Source organism: Streptomyces sp. NBC_00287 (genome assembly GCF_036173105.1).
Taxonomy (GTDB): domain Bacteria; phylum Actinomycetota; class Actinomycetes; order Streptomycetales; family Streptomycetaceae; genus Streptomyces.
Window position 1 is genome coordinate 991865 of the sequence record NZ_CP108053.1, and the last position, 17661, is coordinate 1009525.

Sequence of the window (17661 nt, forward strand, 5' to 3'; positions counted from 1 at the left end):
CTCGGGCCCGCACTCGCGTCTTGCGGAAACTGCCGCGCCCGCCCGGACGGCGGGCTATCATCGCCGCCCTGACCTGCGATGAAGCCGTTTCCAGAGGTGACTGTCAGTGCCGGGGTGCAGACTGGCCGGTGACTGGGACAAGGACGTCGCGGAGGTGTTCGGCATGACCGAGGTACTGCTCGCCGTGGGCACACGCAAGGGCCTGTTCATCGGGCGGAAGCGGGGTGACGCCTGGGAGTTCGACGAGAGCCCCTACTTCAACGCACAGGCCGTGTACTCGGTCGCCATCGACACCCGCGGCGAGTCTCCGCGGCTGCTGGCCGGCGGGGACAGCGCGCACTGGGGGCCGTCGGTGTTCCACTCCGACGACCTGGGCCGCACCTGGACCGAACCGCCCCAGCCGGCCGTCAAGTTCCCCAAGGACACCGGGGCTTCGCTGGAGCGGGTGTGGCAGCTGCACCCGGCGGCGGCCGAGCCGGACGTGGTCTACGCAGGCACCGAACCGGCCGCGCTGTACCGCTCGGAGGACCGCGGCGAGAGCTTCGAGCTGGTCCGCCCGCTGTGGGAGCACCCCACCCGCTCCCAGTGGGTGCCGGGCGGCGGCGGAGAGGGCCTGCACACGGTGCTCACCGACGAGCGCGACCCGCAGTCGGTGACGGTGGCGGTCTCGACCGCGGGCGTCTTCCGCACCTCGGACGGCGGCGCGAGCTGGACGCCCTCCAACTCCGGTGTCTCCGCGGTGTTCCTGCCCGACCCCAACCCGGAGTTCGGCCAGTGCGTGCACAAGGTGACTCGCGACGCGGCCACCTTGGACCGGCTGTATCTGCAGAACCACTGGGGTGTGTACCGCAGCGATGACGCCGGCGCGACCTGGACGGACATCGGCGAGGGGCTGCCGTCCACGTTCGGCTTCGCCGCGGCGGCCCATCCGCACCGCGGTGACACGGCGTATGTGTTCCCGATCAACGCCGACGCCGACCGGGTGCCCGCGGGCCGGCGGTGTCGGGTCTTCCGTACGGCGGACGCGGGCAAGACCTGGGAGGCACTGTCGGCGGGGCTGCCGCAGGAGGACCACTTCGGCACGGTGCTGCGCGACGCGCTGTGCACCGACGACGCGGACCCGGCGGGCGTGTACTTCGGCAACCGCAACGGCGAGGTGTTCGCCTCCTCCGACGACGGCGACAACTGGCGGCAGTTGGCCTCGCATCTGCCGGATGTGCTGTGCGTGCGCGCGGCGGTGGTCGGATGAGCCGCACCGGGTTAGGCATGAGCCTTGGCCACTGGTTGATCTCCGCCGTGTGTACGGCAGTAGGGTGACGCCCGTGGCACCACGACCCTTGCATGAAATCGTCGAACCGGGCTGGGCGAAGGCCCTGGAACCCGTCGCCGGACGGATCGCCGAGATGGGCGACTTCCTGCGCGCGGAGATCGCCGCGGGACGCACCTATCTGCCCGCCGGACCGAATGTACTGCGGGCCTTCCAGCAACCCTTCGACGAAGTGCGTGTCCTGATCGTCGGACAGGATCCGTATCCGACACCGGGACACGCGGTGGGACTGTCGTTCTCGGTCGCGCCCGAGGTGCGTCCGCTGCCCGGCAGCCTCATCAACATCTACCGCGAGCTGAACACCGACCTCGGGCTGCCGCAGCCGTCCAACGGCGATCTGACACCGTGGACGCAGCAGGGCGTGCTGCTGCTCAACAGGGCGCTCACCACCGCCCCGCGCAAACCCGCAGCACACCGCGGCAAGGGGTGGGAGGAGGTCACCGAGCAGGCGATCCGGGCGCTCGCGGGGCGCGGCAAGCCGCTGGTGTCCATCCTGTGGGGCCGCGACGCCCGCAATCTGCGCCCGCTGCTCGGGGCCCTGCCGTCGGTGGAGTCCGCGCACCCCTCCCCAATGTCGGCCGACCGCGGCTTCTTCGGCTCACGGCCGTTCAGCCGGGCCAACGACCTGCTGATCAGGCAGGGGGGTCAGCCGGTGGACTGGCGCCTGCCGTGACCGCGGCCCGCGGACTCCTCGCCGTCGACTCCGGGGGCTCCGGGCTGCGGGTCGTCGTCGGCACCGTCGAACGGGGCGTGCTGGCCCAGCGGGAGTCTCGTGAGCCGGTGCGCACCGGAGCGCACGGGATCGACGCGGGGCACTTCATGGAACAACTGGTGCCCCTGGTACGGGAGTTGATCGCCGAGGCTCAACTCGCCGAGGTGCACACCGCCGCGATCGGGGCCGCGGGGCTCGCCTCCCTCGGGGACGCCCTGCGCGCGGAGCTGCCGGGCGCGCTGGGGCGGGAGTTCGGCATCCGCAGGGTCGCGCTGGTCGCCGATGCCGTCACCGCCTACACCGGCGCCCTCGGACTCCGGCCCGGCGCCGTCCTCGCGGCCGGGACCGGGCTGATCGCCATCGGCACCGACCTGAAGTGCTGGCGCCGGGCCGACGGCTGGGGCCATCTGCTCGGCGACTGCGGCGGCGGGGCATGGATCGGCCGGGCGGGCCTGGAGGCCGCGCTGCGGGCGCACGACGGGCGCCCCGGTGGGTCGGACGGCCTGCTGGCCCGCGCCGAGGAGCTGTTCGGCCCGATGCCCGGGCTGCCCGGACAGCTGTATCCGCGGCCGGACCGCCCGGCCTTCCTTGCCTCCTTCGCTCCCGAGGTAGCCGCCCGCGCCGAGGGCGACCCGGTCGCGGCCGGCATCATGCGCGAAGCAGCCCGGCACATGGCCGAGTCCGCGGCCGCCGTCTGCCCGGCCGAGGGAGAGCCCCGAGTCGCGTTCACCGGCGGGCTGTTCAAAATGGGGGACCCCCTTCTCGTACCCCTGGAAGAGGAGTTGTCGCGACGCATGCCGCACGCTCGGCGCGTGGTGGCCGACGGGGATCCGCTGCACGGGGCTGTCCGGATCGCGACGGAGCTGGCATCGGGAGCACTCACTCTGCCGAGTGACAAGGCGATGCTGTACGTGGTCACCGACATGAAGGACTGATCGCCTACGCCGCCCGGTTCCGCAACGCGCGTAACTCATCAGACAAAACCGGACGGATACCGCTCACCTGCACCCTCCCCGAACAGGGGAGCCCAGGAAGCCAGTAACATGCGTCGCCATGAGCTCCCCCACTGGGCCCGCGTCCGGCCTGCCAGTACGAATGCCGCGACCTCGTCAGCCCGGGCGGCACCGCCGACCCGAGCCCCTGGCGGCTCCCGAAGGCGCGCCCGCGCTCGTTCTCGCGGTGCCGGGCACGCCTGGCGTCGCCACGCGCAGCCTTGCCGAGGAGGTCGTGAGCATCGCCCGCTCCGAGCTGCCCGGCCTCGACGCCCGGATCGGGTACCTCGACGGGGACGACGCGGAGTTCCCCACCCTCCAGACCGTGCTCGTGCGCACCGCCCAGGAGCGCACCGCCCGTTATGAGCAGGCGATCGCCGCGGGTGTGGAGGCCAAGGCGCCCGAGGGTCCGGTGGCCGTGGTGGTTCCGCTGCTCGCCGGTCCGGACGGCGCGCTGCTGCGCCAGGTCCGCCAGGCCGTGATGGAGAGCCGGGTCGCCGCCGATCTGACCGACGCGCTCGGCCCGCACCCGCTGCTCGCCGAGGCGCTGCACGTGCGTCTGTCGGAGGCCGGTCTGGCCCGCGCCGACCGCGCCCGGCTGTTCACCGTGGCGACGGCCGCGGACGGCATCATCCTGGCCTCCGTGGGTGGCGACGAGGCCGTGCAGGCGGCCGGAATCACCGGCATGCTGCTCGCCGCGCGCCTGGCCGTACCGGTGATGGCCGCCGCCCTCGACCAGGAGGGCTCGATCGCCTCCGTCGCCGAGCAGCTGCGCGGCTCCGGTTCGCAGCAGCTGGCGCTCGCGCCGTACCTGATAGGGCCGGAGATCGACCCGGCGCTGATCGAGGACGCGGCCAAGGAGGCGGGCTGCTCCGCCGCCGAGCCGCTCGGCCCGTACCCGGCCATCGGCAAGCTGGCCCTGGGCAAGTACACGACGGCGCTGGGCATCGCGCCCCAGCAGGCGCAGGGCACGCCGGTGCGCTGAACGCCGTACGACGGAAAGGGCCCGCTCCACGCACCGGAGCGGGCCCTTCGTCATATCCGGGGTGCCTCAGCCGATGACCACGCAGGACGCCGCCGGCACCTCGATGGAGCCGCCGTAGCGTGGCAGTCCCGTGGCCGGGTCCACCGCGAACCAGGCCACGTCGCCGGAGCGCTCGTTGGCGGCGTACAGGAAGCCGTTCGCCTCGGTGAGGGCTCTGGGCCAGTGGCCGCGGCAGGGCACGGTGCCGAGCAGCCGGAGCGCATCGCCCTCGACGGCGAACGCGGACAGGACGTCCTCGCCTCGGGTCGCGGTCCACAGGAAGCGGCCGTCGGGCGAGACGACGATGCCCGAGGGGTAGGCGTCGCCCGCCGGGGCGCCCGGCAGCACCTGAGTCTCGGACAGCGGCTTCAGGGAGCCGTCGGTGGCGTCCCAGCGGCAGACGGTGACGGTGGGGGTGAGCTCGTTGATCACGTACGCGTACGAGCCGTCCGGGTGGAAGGCCAGGTGGCGGGGGCCCGAGCCGGGGCGCAGCGCGTACTCCCCGTGGACCTCCAGGCGGCCGTCCGTCAGGGTGCACACCCGTACCGAGTCGGTGCCGAGATCCACGCTGACGGCCCAGCGGCCGCCGGGGTCGGCCTGCACATGGTGGACGTGCGGGCTCTGCTGGCGGGGTGTGTGCGGGCCGGAGCCGGTGTGAGGGAGGACGCAGGACGGGGCGTCGGCGAGGGAGCCGTCGGGTCGCATGGGCACGGCGCTGACGCTTCCGGTGCCGTAGTTCGCGGTCAGGACGTGTCCGGCGTACAGGCCGAGATGTGTCGGGCCGCTGCCGGACACGGGGGTGGGTGAGCCGATGAGCTCGGGCTCGGCGCCGTTCACGCGGTACGCGGCCACCGCGCCCTCGGTCGTCTCGCTGACCGCGTAGAGCGTGCCGCCGTCGGGCGCCAGGGCCAGGTAGGAGGGGTCGGGCAGGTCGTCCGCGCCGGCGAGGACGGCCAGTGCCCCGCTGTCGGCGTCCACGGCCGCCGCCACGATCCCCGGCCCCCCGGCCGCCGTGAACGACCCGATGAAGGCCCGCTTGCCACCGTCTGCCACCGCTGTCCCCTTTCGGTCGGGTGCCGTCCGGTCGTGACGGTAGCAGTCGATCACGCGCGGTCTAGACCAAGTCACCCACATGCGGCGACGTGCGCCGCGCTGAACCGTCCTTCTCGGTGGCGACAGCGGACGCGGAGACGAGTGTCGCGGCGGCGAGGCTGCCCCACAGGGCGGTCGGGCCGTACGGGGCGAGAGCGGTGATGGCAGCCGGGGAGACGGCGAGGCCGAAGCCTGTGGAGAGTTCGAAGCGGGCGAGGGTCCGGCCCAGGAGCCGGGGCGGGGCGAGAGCGGTGACCAGCGCGGTGGCGCTGCCTGCGTAGACGATCTCGCCGAGGGTGCAGAGCACGGACACCGCGGCGACGGCGGGGGCGGCCCAGCCGTGTCCCAGCGAGGTGGCCGCGAGGAAGCCGAGGTAGGACGCGGTGAGCACCACTCCGGAGAAGGCCAGCACGGTCCGCCGGGAGTAGCGGGACAGCAGGACGGTGAGCGGGACCTGGAGGGTGACCACCAGCACCGTGTTGGCCACGAAGATGGCCGCCGACCAGACCGGGGACGCATGCAGCTGGGTCACCAGGACCAGGGGGAGCGCGATTTCGGGGACGTTGAGGCAGAAGACGTAGACCACGTTGGCGGCGAGCAGCGCGCGCATCCGGGGTGCGGGAACGTCGTCCCGTTCCTCGGCCGGGGCGGCGGCGGGGCGCGCGTGCAGGTGGACCGACCACACCAGGGCCGCCGCGGTGAGGTAGGCGAGCCCGGTGACCGCGGCCAGCGCCTGCAACGCGGTGGTGCCGCCCGCAAGGCACACGGTGGCTATGAGCGCGCCCACGCCCAAGCCGGCGTTGCGCAGGGCGCGGCCTGCCGCGAGGGCGGCATCACGTTCCCGGCCGTGGGCGACCGTGGCCACGAGGGCCGCGTGGGCGGCCGGCCATGCCTGGTTGCCGATACCGAGGAAGAGCGCCGCCGCCGCGAACTGCCAGGCGCGCCCGGCCGGGGTGGCCAGCAGCAGCGCCACGCCCACCACCCGCACCAGCATCGACGCTGCCACGACCGTGCTGCGCGCGCCCCGGTCCAGCCATCGGCCCACCGCGGGCATGCACACCAGACCCGCGACGATGCCGACCGTCATGGCGATGCCGGTGGTCGGCGCGGACAGCCGCAGCACCGTCACCCCGTAGAGCAGCAGGAAGGGCCGTAGCAGGCCGGTGCCGAGCGCGTCCACGGCCAGGGCGACGGCATAGCGGGGACCTCCGGAGGCGCGGACGAGGGCGCGGGGCTGGATCTTGGTGATGGTTGCCATGGCGTCAAACGGTGCGTACGGCCGCCGGGTTGGGCACGTCGGTTGACGGACACCGTCAATCGACGCCGCCGTAGGCCATCGGGGCAGTGATGATGAGGAGGTGACCTTGAGGATCGACATCAGCGGACTGGCGTCCGAGCGAGTGCGGTTCGCCGCCTCCCCGCTGGCCGAGCTGACCGCGATGCTGCACGTGCTGGCCGAACCCGGGCATCATCCGCAGCTCGCCGGCTGGGCCGGGGACGTCTGGGCCGGGCTGCGGCCGGAGCTGGCCGAGCGGCTCAGGGAAGCGGAGTTCCTCTGGCGTTCCTCACAGGCCGACTTCCTGATCCCCGCCCGGCCCCGGCCGACCCTCGCCGAGGAGCTGGACGACCTGGACCGGATCGACGACGAGACGTACGTGACCGCCGCGCTCGTCACCACGTGCGGCAGCAACCGGGTCCACTTCGGCGCGCCGTCGCCGCTCACCGACACGACCGCGCGCGAACGGGCCCTGGACCTGGCCCAGGCCCGCGGCGCGCAGCAGGAGGCCTTCGCGGAACGACTGCTCGCGGACCCGGCCGCGGTGCGGGCGCGGGTGCGCCACACTCTCGAACAGTGCGCCGAGGCCTTCTTCGACGCCGCCTGGACGGGCGTCGCCGTGCAGTTGGCCACCGATCTGCGCCTGAAGAACGACCTGCTGAAGCGGCAGGGCGTCAGGGCGGCCCTCGCCTCGGTCTCCGGCGCGGTCACCCTGGCACCGGACGGCGACTGCATCATCGTGGACAAGCTGCAGGACAAGGCGACCGCCGCCCGCGGCACCGGCGTCACCTTCATCCCCAGTGTCTTCGGCAGCCCGCACCTGGTGGCGGTCCACGCGCCCGGGTGGCAGCCGGTGGTGCAGTACCCCGTGGCCGAGCCGAGTCCGTCGGAGCCGGTGTCGCTGGACACGGTCACCCTCCGGCTGGAGGCTCTCGCGCATCCGGTACGGCTGCGGCTGCTGCGCACCCTCGCCCGCGGCCCGCACACCACCCGTGAGCTGGCCCATGCCTGGGAACTCACGCCCCCGGAGGTCTCCCGCCACCTCGCGGTGCTACGCCGCGCGGGCCTGCTCACGTCCCGGCGGCAGGGCCGTTACGTCCGCTACAGCCTCAACCTGCCCGATCTGACGACGCTGGGCACCGATCTGTTGGCGGCGGTACTGCGCTGAGGGCTTGGAGGCGCCGGCCGGCAGGCACCCGGACCTCGGGCGCCGACCACCAAACACCCCCCGATCTCAGGCACCCACCAGCGGAGACCCCGAAGCCGTCCTGAGCGGTGTCGCCAGATCCGCCAGGGCCCGTTCCAGGCCGTGCAGATGGGTCAGCGCGGGATCTGCCGCCGACGGCTGCTCGGCGGGCGCGGTGCTGATGTCCGTACCGCCGGTGAGCGCCTCGACCGCGGCCTCGACGCGCCAGCACGCGGCGGCGAGGCGGGCGTCGTGGGAGGCCACGGGGTCGGCGGCCACCGCGACCAGGCCGCGGATCTCGCGGGCGCAGTCGTCGAGCAGGGCGAGGACCCGGCGGGCTCGGCGCTTGCGGCCCAGCATCGGGTTGAACGGGTGGACCAGCGGGGCGACCGACAGCCGTACCCGGCCGAGGAGCTGCTCCAGTTCGGCCACCCGGGGGGCCGGGTCGGCGGTCGTGGAGCCCGCGAGGCGGGCGGCGGCCTCGGCGGTCGCGGCGTGGACGCAGCGCAGGGCGCGCTGGATCCAGGCGTCGGTGATGGCGTGGGTGGTGACGGGCAGCACGAACAGCACGGCGAGCACAGCGCCGAGCGCGCCCACCCCGGTCTCCGCGAGCCGCAGCGCCAGCAGCGCGGGATCGAGGACGCCGAGCAGGCCGTAGAGGAGCTCGGCGAGGAGCGTGACGCAGAGCATCATCCAGGTGTACGAGACCGCCGCCGTGTAGAAGATGCCGAAGACGCAGACGGCGAGGATGAAGGCCGTGGGCACGGGCGCGCCGGCCACGGGGACCGCGATCGCCAGGCCGAGGCCGATGCCGATCACCGTGCCGAGAACCCGGCGGAAGCCGCGGACCAGGGTCTCGCCGCGGGAGGTGGTGTTGACGAAGACCCACCAGGTCGCGCCGACGGCCCAGTACCAACGCTCGCCGGAGACCAGCTGGCCCACCACGAGCGCGAAGCCCGCGCCGACGGTGGCCTGGACGGCCTGGCGCGTGGTCACACGGGCAAGGCCCGAGCCGCCCGGCGCGGCGGGCACGGCGGCCGGGGGCAGACGGCGCTCGTAGCACCACAGGCCGAAGCGCACCGCAGCGGCTACCAGGAGGGACAGGAGTACGGCGGCGTAGAGCTCGGGGAGGTGGCGCGGGGTCGCCTGGAGGAACTGCGCCACGAAGTACGTCATGAATGCGAAGACACCGAGGCTGTGCCCGCGCGGGCCCCAGCGGCGGGCGTACACGCCCGCGCCGACGACCGCGAGGAAGGTGAGGTCGCGGGCGAGCGGCTGGTCGTGCAGCTCGGCCGCGGCGGCGAGCACGGGCAGGCCGACGAGGGGCAGCAGGGCGGTGGTGACCGCCTGGCCGCGGACCGTGGAGTCGGTGACCGTGAACAGGGCGAGCAGCGCGGCGAGGCCGCCGGTGACGGCGCCGACGAGGGAGTGCCCGGCGAGGCCGCAGACGACGACCGCGAGACCGATCCCGAGGACGGCGCGCGCGGCGAAGCGCAGCCGCGCACGGCCCGGGTCCGGCGCCATGAACACCCTCTTCAGCACTGCTTTCCGCCCCCTGCTCAGACTTGGCATGAAAAAGGCGCCGCGGGGTCCGCAGCGCCATCGACGGTCTCATTGCAGCATCAGCCCGACTGCTGGCTCAAGTCGTCTCGAATATGCTGGTCCATTGGCACAGAACCATCGGTTCCGGTCCGCCCACCGGCGGGCCAACGGACCAGGTACGAGGAGGCCGACCCGATGGCCGTGGACGAGCTCGACACCCGCATCCTGCGGCTGCTGCTGGAGCAGCCGCGCACCAGCGTGCGCGAGTACGCCCGCATCCTCGGGATCGCCCGCGGCACTCTCCAGGCCCGGCTCGACCGGCTGGAACGGGACGGCGTGATCACCGGCACCGGCCCCGCCCTCTCCCCCGGCGCCCTCGGCCACCCGGTGCTCGCGTTCGTGCACATCGAGGTCACCCAGGGCCACCTCGACGACGTGGGCGACGCGCTGGCCGCCGTACCGGAGATCGTGGAGGCGTTCTCGATCACGGGCGGCGGGGATCTGCTGACCCGGGTGGTGGCGCGGGACAACGCGCACCTGGAGGACGTGATCCAGAAGCTGATCAGCCTGCCCGGCGTGGTGCGCACGCGTACCGAGGTGGCCCTGCGCGAGCGGGTGGCGTACCGGCTGCTGCCGCTGGTGGAGGCGGTGGGCCGTTCGGCCCGCAGGTGAGCTTGGCATGCTGGACGTCATGAGCAATCTCGGCGGCATCTCGATCATCTTCGATCTCGACGGAACGCTCGTGGACAGCGAGCCGAACTACTACGAAGCGGGTCGGCAGACCCTCGCCGAGCACGGCGTGCCGGACTTCTCCTGGGCCGAGCACGAGAGTTACGTCGGTATCAGCACCCTGGAGACGGTCACCGACTGGAAGGCGCGCTACAGGCTGCGGGCCTCGGTGGAGGAGCTCCTCGCCGCGAAGAACCGCCGCTATCTCGACCTCGCCCGCGTCTCCACGCGCGCGTACCCGGAGATGCGGAAGTTCGTGGAGCTGCTGGCCACCGAGGGCATCCCAATGGCAGTGGCGTCGGGGTCGTCGCGGGAGGCGATCGAGGCTGTGCTCGTAGGCACGGGCCTGGACGCCCACTTGCGCACAGTGGTCTCCGCGGACGAGGTCGACCACGGCAAGCCCGCCCCCGACGTCTTTCTGGAGGCCGCCCGCCGTCTGGGCGCCGAGCCGGCCGACTGTGTGGTCCTCGAGGACGCCGCCCCGGGCGCCGCCGCCGCGCACGCGGCCGGGATGCGGTGCGTCGCGATCCCGTACGTCGCCGCGCAGGCGACCGCGCCCGAGTTCGCGACCGCCGGGCTCCTGCTGTCCGGCGGTCAGACGGAGTTCACGGCGCGGGCGGCGTACGAATGGCTCAGCGCGGCCGGGCAACCCTGAGCCGTTCTCGATGGTCATGATGGCGTGATCCAGATACTCAACGCCGTCGAGCTGCCCCGATGAAGGCGCAGCAGGGTGAGCTGATCCGCGTGTATCAGCTCCACCGACTGCACACGAGCCGTGGACGCGCCGAGCGGACCGGGCAGTTGTTCACCGTCGCCGCCCGGCTGGCCGCGGGCGCCGCGGTGTTGCTCGGGTGGCTGGCCGGGGCCCTGCTGTGGTGGCAGCCCGACCCGGCGGGGCTGCGGCGGGCGCTGGTGCTCGGCGGCGCGGGACTCGGCTGTGGAGTGCTGTGGGCGGTGCTGCTGTGGTGGGCCGCCCGCTGGCTGCGCCACGGCATGATCGCCGACGCGGGCAGCAAGCGGCCGAGAGTGGCCGGGCTGGTTCCCGACAACTGGGGCGAGCCCGAGTGGCTGTGGGACACGCTGCGGATCGCGAACCTGGTGCTGATGGGCATCCCGATCGCCGGGCTGGTGCTGGCAGGACTTGGCGCGGCGGCCTCGGCGGAGGACGCCGACGTGGGGCTGGAGCTGCGGTGGGCGGCTGCCGGGTGCGCCCTCCTGCTGACCGGGCTCATGGGCGGGATCGTCGGCGGTCTCTCCACCGGCTTGGGCGCCGAGACGGAGGAGTGCTGGACACCGCGCGGGGCCGTGGGCTGGCTGATTGTCTACGGGGTGCCGTTCCTGCTCGCCGCGCCATGGCTGTCCGGCCGCTACGAGAGCTGGGCCGGCTGGCTGGTCGCATTGGCCGTGGTGTGGCTGCTCATCGCGCCCGTGAACAAGGTCGCCAAGGGCCTTCCGAGCGTCTCCTCCGACTGAACGGCCGGAACGCACATCGTGGCGGGCCAGCCACTGCGCTACACCCTGAACGGCACCGAGTTCGCGCCATTCTTCGAGGGCACCGAGGACCCGACGCACGCCTACTTCCGGCGGGCGGAACCCCGGGTGGCGGTGGGCGCGCGCCTACGACCGGCGGCGGGGCTTGCCGGCGCGCCGGGCGCCACCGCCCTTGCCCGCACCCGCGCCGCCCTTGCCCGACCCGCCGCCGGCCCGCTGTCCCTTGCCGGCGGCGGGCTTGCGGCGGCCGTCGCCGCCTTCGGGGCGCTTGCGCTTCGGCTGCTCCTGGGGCTGGGGAGTGGAGCGGCCCCGGGTGCTGTTCGCCGTGCGCCCGCGGACGACGCCGATGAAGTCCTCGACGAGGTCGGTGGTGGCCTCCTCCGGCCAGGACAGGGCGATGTCCGACTGGGGGGCGTCCACCAGGGTGCGGTAGGTGAGGTCCTTGCGGTGGTGGAGGCGGGCCAGCGACTGGGGGACGACCAGGAGGCCGACGCCCGCCGCGACGAGCTCGATGGCGTCCGCGGTGGTGGCGGGGCGCTCGAAACCGGGCTGTCCCGGCGGCTGCTCCCAGCCGAGCACGTCGTCCAGCGGATGGAAGACGACCTCGTCGGCGAGATCCTCCGCGGTGACCTCCTCCACGGCCGCCGCGGCGTGGTCCTTGGGCACCACGACGACGGTGGTCTCGGAGTAGAGGGGGATCGCGCTGAAGAACGTACGGTCGACCGGCAGCCGGACGAAACCGGCGTCGGCGCCACCATTCCGCAACACCTCGGGCGCCTCGGCCGCGGTGACCGGGAGGAGCTCCAGAGGGACACCGGGGTAGCGCTCGTTCCAGATCCGCACCCACTTCGAGGGTGTCACTCCGGGAACGTACGCGAGCCGGAACGATGGGGGTGCTTCCGAGCCTGTCACCTGGCCAGGTTACCGGCCGTGGTCGGCGGGCATGGTCGGCAGTCGTGGTCAGCGGTCGTTCACCCACTCGATACCCTTGACCCATGACGTCGCACCAGACCACCCAGACGATGAAGCCCGCCACCGCGGCCAAGAAGCTGGGTGTGTACCTCGAGGCCACCCCCGCCGAGTTCCAGGAGGGCGTGGTCTCGCGCGCCGAGCTGAACGCCCTCCAGGCGGACCCGCCCGAGTGGCTGCGTGAGCTGCGCGCCAAGGGCCCGCACCCCCGTCCGGTGGTCGCGGCGAAGCTCGGCGTCTCCATCGCGGGCCTCGCCCGGGGCGGGGTCACCGAGCCGCTCACCACCGAGCAGATCGAGGCGCTGAAGCAGGAGCAGCCCGAGTGGCTGCAGAAGGAGCGCGCCACGCAGGCCGAAGTCCGCAAGGAGACGGTCCGCATCAAGGAGAAGCAGGCCGAACGGGCGGCCCGACAGGACTCCTGACCTCGCTCTCCGGCATCGCCGCGAGCCGCTCCTGCAACCGTGCGGGCGGGAACTGGTACACACGGCTGCCAGGGCCCATAACCCGCGCCGCAACGCTCTTGCCGCACCGAAACCCAAGTGCGTACACGCGTGCGGTTCTGGGAGCATCCCGGCATGGATCGCAGCCTGGAATCGCTGGTCATCCGGCACACCCACCGTCTCCCCCGGCCCTCGGGACCCGAGGGCGCAGGCGAGGTCGCGGCGCGGCAGTTCGACGCCGCGCTGATGTCCGTGGGCTTCAAGCTCTCGGCGGAGTTGCTGGAGCACCTGTCGGGGCTGTCCGCGGACACGGTCGTCGAAACCGCCGAGCGCACGCTCGACACCGTCCGCGAGATGGTCGGCGACCACGTCCGGCACAACGTCTACTTCGTCGACTTCCCGGCGAACGTGCCGGACACCCTCGACTTCTGGCGGGACTGCATCGTCCAGGCCCTGGCCGACGAGTCGGTACGGCCCGAGATCCTCGCCCAGCTGAGCAGCGGAGTGGTGAACCTGCTCACGCTCCCTTCGTACGGCCGCTACCAGCACTCGTACGCCGAGATGCTCGCCGCCCACGACGAGCTGATCGCCGCCGGCGGTGACCGGGTGACCGTGCTGCATCTGGGCGGTGAGCTCTCGGACGAGGTCGGCGGCCTGTATGTCGCGCTCGCCGGGTCCACCACACCGCTGGGCGACGAGCGCCTCGGCGACCTCGCGATCCTCGTCGGGATCTGTGCCGACGGGCCGCAGCCCGAGGCGATCCCGGTGCGGGAGAACCGGGCCGTGGTCAACCGGGCCCGGCTGCAGGCGGGGTCCGGGCTGCGGTTGGACACGGTCACGGACGTACTGCGGCTGGCCTGCGCACTGTCCGACGGTGATGTCACCCTTCAGGAGCCGACCCGCTTCCGGGCGCTGTCGCGTCCGGCGCGCCGTGCGCTGCTCGCGGGGCTCGACTCCGTCGTGGCCGAGGCGCCCGGCAAGCTCGCCGACGTACCGGTGCACCGGGAGGCGTTCAAGCGGCTCGGTGAGCGGCTGCATCCGCACGAGTATCCGCAGTGGCCGCACGCCGCCGAGGTGTTCGCGGTGGCGCGCGGCGAGCGGAAGGCGCCGTCCTTCGACCGCCGGGTGGAGGAGCTGCTCGGCGCGGACGATGTCGCAGGGGCGGCGGAGTTGCTGAAGGCTGCGCCCGGTCGGCTGTTCCGGTCGCTGGACCGGCTGCTGCGTACGTGCCGTACACAGGAGGAGCGGGACGCCGTCGTGGCCGCCGCCGAGGCGGTCGCCCCGGAGGTTTCGGGGCGCGTCCTGCTGTCGGTGCGCGAGCATCTGCACAACCGGGCCGAAGAGACGGGCCGGCGCCGGGTGTTCATCAACCGGCTCGGACGTGCCTGGGTGACGGACGATCTGCGCGCGCCGGTGCCGGTGCCCGAGCGCGAGCGTCTGATCGGCGCGCTCGACGCCGAGATCCGCCGTCGGCTGCCGGACCCGGGACATCTGCTCGTCGACCCGGACGTCCTCGATGTCGCACTGCCCCTCAGCGGTCGGGCCACGGCGGCCGGGCTCGGTGTGCTGCCCCGCGGTTCCCTCTCGCCGGTCGAGGGCGAGCTGCTGCGGTTCTTCGTGTACTGGAAGCAGCGGCGCCGTGACACCGACTACGACCTGTCGGCGCTGATGCTGGACGCCGACTACGAGACGGTCTGCTGGCTGTCGTACACCAACCTCACGGAGGTGGAGGGCGAGCACTCCGGTGACATCACCGAAGCGCCCGACGGGGCCTCGGAGTTCATCAACCTGCGGCTGGGGGCCGTGCGCGGGACGTTCGTCGTGCCTGAGGTCAACCTCTACTCCGGGGAGGGCTTCGAGGAGGTCGCGGAGTCGTTCTTCGGGTTCATGCTGCGGGAGGGCGAGCAGCAGGGGCGGCCGTTCGAGCCGCGGACCGTGCGGATGAAGTCGGAGCTGCGCGGTCCTGGCCGGGTGGCTCTGCCGCTCGCGTTCCTGCGCGGGGCCGACGGGCAGTGGCGGGCCAAGTGGCTGCACCTGTACTTGAGGGGCACGCCGCACTACAACCGGGTCGAGGGCAACAAGGTGTCGGTGGCGACGCTGCTGCGGGGCATCGTGGAGCGCGAGCAGTTGACGGTGCGATACCTGGCGGAGCTGATGGTCGGCGGTGATGTGACTGTGTGGGACGGGGAGAAGGTCCCGGACGGTCCCGTCACCTACATCGGGCTCCAGCGGCCCGAGGGGCTGCACCCGGACTCGCGGATCGTCACCCTCGAAAATCTGCGCGACCTGATCCCGGAGTGACTGATAGCGTGAGCCGTGGCGAGGCCATGAAGGGGCTTCCTTCTACCTCCGCGAAAACGGAATTCGATGATAGTCCCATCGCTTTCCTCGCCCTCGGCTTGAGGCCTCCGGCCGTCCCCTCACGCGGGACGGCCGGAGGCCTTTTTCAGCTGTCGTAGTCCACCGTCAGCGTCTCGGACACCGGGTACGACTGGCACGTCAGGACGTACCCCGCGTCCACCTCCGCCGGTTCGAGGGCGAAGTTGCGGCGCATGTCCGCCTTGCCGTCGGTGACCAGGGCCCGGCAGGTGCCGCAGACGCCGCCCTTGCAGGCGAACGGCAGGTCGGGGCGGGTGCGTTGGGCGCTGTCGAGGATGCTCCGCTCCCTGGAGAGAGCGGAGGTGGTGGAGCGGCCGTCGAGGACGAGGGTGACCTGGCTGACGGGGCCGGTCGGTCCGGACTCCGTGTGGTGCACCTCGCGTACGGGCTCGTCGTCGGCGTAGAAGAGCTCCTGGTGGACGCGGTCGGCCGGGACACCGAGTCCGTCGAGGACGCGCTGGGCGTCGCGGACCATGCCGTGCGGGCCGCACAGCCACCAGTGGTCGGCCGTCGTGACATCGACCAGGCCGTCGATGAGCGCCGAGAGCCGCTCGGCGTCGAGGCGGCCGGAGAGCACCTCGGCCTCCCGGGGTTCGCGGGAGAGCACGTGGGCGAGCTGGAAGCGGCTCGGGTAGAGGTCCTTCAGGTCGGCCAGTTCGTCGGCGAACATCACCGTGCCGCTGCGGCGGTTGCCGTAGAAGAGGGTGACCGTGGAGCGGGAGTCGGCGGCCAGGACGGACTCGGCGATGGACAGCATGGGAGTGATGCCGGAGCCGGCGGCGAGCAGCACATGGTGGCCGGGGGTGGTCAGGTCGGGGGTGAAGTTGCCGGTGGGGGCCATCACTTCGACGGTGTCGCCGGGGCGCAGCTCGTTGACCAGCCAGGACGAGAACAGGCCGCCGGGCACCACCCGTACGCCGATGCGCGGGGCCGTTCCGGCGGGGGTGCAGATCGAGTACGAGCGGCGCTCGTCGCGGCCGTCGATCTCGCGCCGCAGGGTCAGGGACTGGCCGGGCGCGAAGGCGAACTCCTCGGCCAGCTCGGGCGGGATCTCGAAGCCGACGGCGGCGGCGTCCTCGCACAGCGGCTGCACCGCGGCGATCCGCAGCGGGTGGAAGACCGGGCGGCGGCGCGGGCGCGGCTTCAGGGCCTCGGCGGGGGCGGTCGGGGCCATCAGATCTCCTTGACGTACTCGAACGGCTCGCGGCAGGCGCGGCAGCGCCAGAGCGCCTTGCAGGAGGTGGCGGCGAACCGGGAGGTCTCCTCGGTGTCCGCCGATCCGCAGCGCGGGCAGTGCACTGTGCGCCGGGTGGGTGCCAGCGTGAGCGGCACCGGGCCGCGCGGGGCGGCACCGGGCGGGGCGATGCCGTGCTCGGCGAGCTTGCGGCGGCCTTCCGGAGTGATCCAGTCGCTGGTCCACGGCGGGTTCAGGACGGTGCGGATCTGCACGCGCGCGTACCCGGCGTCCCGGAGCCGGGCGGCGACGTCGGCGCGCATTTCGGCCATGGCGGGGCAGCCCGAGTAGGTCGGGGTCAGTTCCGCGACGACGGTGCCGTCCTCGGTGAGCGTCACCTCGCGCAGGACGCCCAGGTCGGCGAGGGTCAGCATGGGCAGCTCGGGGTCCGGCACCTGCTCGGCGATGTGCCGTGCGTGCCGTGCGTCGAGCTGGAGGGTCACCATGTCGCCCCCGGGAGGGCGCGGGCCACGCTCTGCAACTCGGCGAGGAGCGGGGCGAGATGCTCGGTGTGCTCGCCGTCGCGGCCGGAGCCGGGGGACGGCCGGTACACCGGCATGGGCAGTCCGGCCTCCTCCGTCACCTGGCGCAGCACGGCGACGACCTCATCGCGTACGTCGTAGGCGGTGAACAGCTCGCCGAGGTACGGCGCGACCTGCTCGACGGCCTTGCGCATACGGCGGTGGGACTCCTCGGTGCCGTCACCCAGGCGGACGGCCCATTCGGCGGCGTACTGCCGGTGGTAGGTCAGCTCCTTGACGCCCTTGGCGGCGACGGCGGACAGCACCGGGTCGGGGTGGGAGACGAGCCGCTCGAAGTGGGCGAGGCGCCAGCTGGACAGGACCAGCAGCCGGACGATGGAGAACGCGAAGTCGCCGTTCGGGAGTTCGGCCAGGCGGACGTTGCGGAAGTCGCCGGCGTCGCGGAAGTAGGCGTAGGCGTCCTCGTCACGGTCGGTGCCGTCGGCCTGTCCGGCGCGGGAGTAGAGCAGACGAGCCTGGCCGAGCAGGTCGAGGCCGATGTTGGCGAGCGCGACCTCTTCCTCCAGCTCGGGGGCGCGGGTGATCCACTCGGCGAGGCGCTGGGCCTCGATCAGGGCATCGTCGGCCAACGCGATGCAGGACGCCGCGAGTTCACCGGCGTCGACGCCCTCGGGCACGGTCGTGTCGACGCCGTGCAGGGGGTCCTCGAAGCCGGTGCCGTACGCCCAGCGGCTGTCGTCCTCGTGGCCCTCGGCGAGGGTCAGATAGACGTGGTCCTCACTCATC

General features: G+C 72.8%; 17 protein-coding genes. 10 read left to right on the forward strand and 7 right to left on the reverse strand.

Features of this window, described 5'->3' with window-relative positions; genetic code table 11:
* Positions 1-106 precede the first annotated feature (106 nt).
* The 4 genes from OHT76_RS04890 (at position 107) to OHT76_RS04905 (ending at position 4016) form a co-directional block, all read left to right on the forward strand.
* The gene (locus OHT76_RS04890; protein ID WP_328869493.1) at positions 107-1249 is read left to right on the forward strand and encodes a WD40/YVTN/BNR-like repeat-containing protein; all 1143 of its coding nucleotides are present in this window, start codon (positions 107-109) and stop codon (positions 1247-1249) included.
* Positions 1250-1322: 73 nt separating this feature from the next.
* Entirely contained in the window at positions 1323-2000 is a 678-nt protein-coding gene (locus tag OHT76_RS04895; protein ID WP_328869494.1) for a uracil-DNA glycosylase, read from the forward strand.
* A complete protein-coding gene (locus OHT76_RS04900; protein WP_328869495.1) occupies positions 1997-2974 on the forward strand; it encodes an N-acetylglucosamine kinase in 978 nt (325 codons plus the stop codon). The genes OHT76_RS04895 and OHT76_RS04900 overlap by 4 nt, the downstream gene beginning before the upstream one ends.
* Positions 2975-3092: 118 nt before the next feature.
* On the forward strand, positions 3093-4016 hold the full coding sequence (locus OHT76_RS04905; protein ID WP_328869496.1) for a sirohydrochlorin chelatase: 924 nt from the start codon (positions 3093-3095) through the stop codon (positions 4014-4016).
* 66 nt (positions 4017-4082) lie between these two features.
* Here the strand turns inward: OHT76_RS04905 and OHT76_RS04910 are convergent, their stop codons facing one another.
* Both OHT76_RS04910 and OHT76_RS04915 read right to left on the reverse strand, forming a co-directional pair.
* A complete protein-coding gene (locus tag OHT76_RS04910; protein WP_328869497.1) occupies positions 4083-5108 on the reverse strand; it encodes a lactonase family protein in 1026 nt (341 codons plus the stop codon).
* A gap of 61 nt (positions 5109-5169) precedes the next feature.
* Positions 5170-6405, reverse strand: a complete 1236-nt coding sequence (locus OHT76_RS04915; protein WP_328869498.1) for an MFS transporter — start codon at positions 6403-6405, stop codon at positions 5170-5172.
* A gap of 100 nt (positions 6406-6505) precedes the next feature.
* On the opposite strand from OHT76_RS04915, the gene OHT76_RS04920 reads away from it, so the two are divergent.
* The gene (locus OHT76_RS04920) at positions 6506-7591 is read left to right on the forward strand and encodes a helix-turn-helix domain-containing protein (RefSeq protein ID WP_328869499.1); all 1086 of its coding nucleotides are present in this window, start codon (positions 6506-6508) and stop codon (positions 7589-7591) included.
* Positions 7592-7657: 66 nt separating this feature from the next.
* Here OHT76_RS04920 and OHT76_RS04925 read toward each other — a convergent pair whose 3' ends face one another.
* A complete protein-coding gene (locus OHT76_RS04925; protein WP_328869500.1) occupies positions 7658-9151 on the reverse strand; it encodes an FUSC family protein in 1494 nt (497 codons plus the stop codon).
* A 195-nt stretch (positions 9152-9346) separates the two neighbouring features.
* On the opposite strand from OHT76_RS04925, the gene OHT76_RS04930 reads away from it, so the two are divergent.
* From OHT76_RS04930 to OHT76_RS04940, 3 genes are read left to right on the forward strand one after another with little or no spacing between them, the layout of a single operon-like run.
* Positions 9347-9823 carry an Lrp/AsnC family transcriptional regulator gene (locus tag OHT76_RS04930; protein WP_328869501.1) on the forward strand — a complete coding sequence of 159 codons (477 nt, stop codon included), beginning with the start codon at positions 9347-9349 and terminating at the stop codon, positions 9821-9823.
* Positions 9824-9842: 19 nt separating this feature from the next.
* The gene (locus OHT76_RS04935) at positions 9843-10535 is read left to right on the forward strand and encodes an HAD family hydrolase (RefSeq protein WP_328869502.1); all 693 of its coding nucleotides are present in this window, start codon (positions 9843-9845) and stop codon (positions 10533-10535) included.
* A gap of 59 nt (positions 10536-10594) precedes the next feature.
* Entirely contained in the window at positions 10595-11353 is a 759-nt protein-coding gene (locus OHT76_RS04940) for a hypothetical protein (protein ID WP_328869503.1), read from the forward strand.
* 144 nt (positions 11354-11497) lie between these two features.
* Here OHT76_RS04940 and OHT76_RS04945 read toward each other — a convergent pair whose 3' ends face one another.
* Entirely contained in the window at positions 11498-12283 is a 786-nt protein-coding gene (locus OHT76_RS04945) for a LysR family substrate-binding domain-containing protein (RefSeq protein WP_328869504.1), read from the reverse strand.
* 83 nt (positions 12284-12366) lie between these two features.
* Here OHT76_RS04945 and OHT76_RS04950 point away from each other — a divergent pair, with 83 nt between their 5' ends.
* Positions 12367-12762 carry a DUF5997 family protein gene (locus OHT76_RS04950; RefSeq protein ID WP_328869505.1) on the forward strand — a complete coding sequence of 132 codons (396 nt, stop codon included), beginning with the start codon at positions 12367-12369 and terminating at the stop codon, positions 12760-12762.
* 153 nt (positions 12763-12915) lie between these two features.
* The gene (locus tag OHT76_RS04955; RefSeq protein ID WP_328869506.1) at positions 12916-15081 is read left to right on the forward strand and encodes a hypothetical protein; all 2166 of its coding nucleotides are present in this window, start codon (positions 12916-12918) and stop codon (positions 15079-15081) included.
* Between the two features lie 145 nt (positions 15082-15226).
* Here the strand turns inward: OHT76_RS04955 and paaE are convergent, their stop codons facing one another.
* From paaE to paaC, 3 genes are read right to left on the reverse strand one after another with little or no spacing between them, the layout of a single operon-like run.
* On the reverse strand, positions 15227-16333 hold the full coding sequence (gene paaE / locus OHT76_RS04960) for a 1,2-phenylacetyl-CoA epoxidase subunit PaaE (protein WP_328869507.1): 1107 nt from the start codon (positions 16331-16333) through the stop codon (positions 15227-15229).
* Complete coding sequence (paaD, locus tag OHT76_RS04965) at positions 16333-16839, reverse strand: 1,2-phenylacetyl-CoA epoxidase subunit PaaD (protein WP_328869508.1); 507 nt, start codon at positions 16837-16839, stop codon at positions 16333-16335. Before paaD ends, paaE begins: the two co-directional genes overlap by 1 nt.
* Positions 16833-17660 carry a 1,2-phenylacetyl-CoA epoxidase subunit PaaC gene (paaC, locus tag OHT76_RS04970; protein WP_328869509.1) on the reverse strand — a complete coding sequence of 276 codons (828 nt, stop codon included), beginning with the start codon at positions 17658-17660 and terminating at the stop codon, positions 16833-16835. Before paaC ends, paaD begins: the two co-directional genes overlap by 7 nt.
* Position 17661 lies beyond the last annotated feature (1 nt).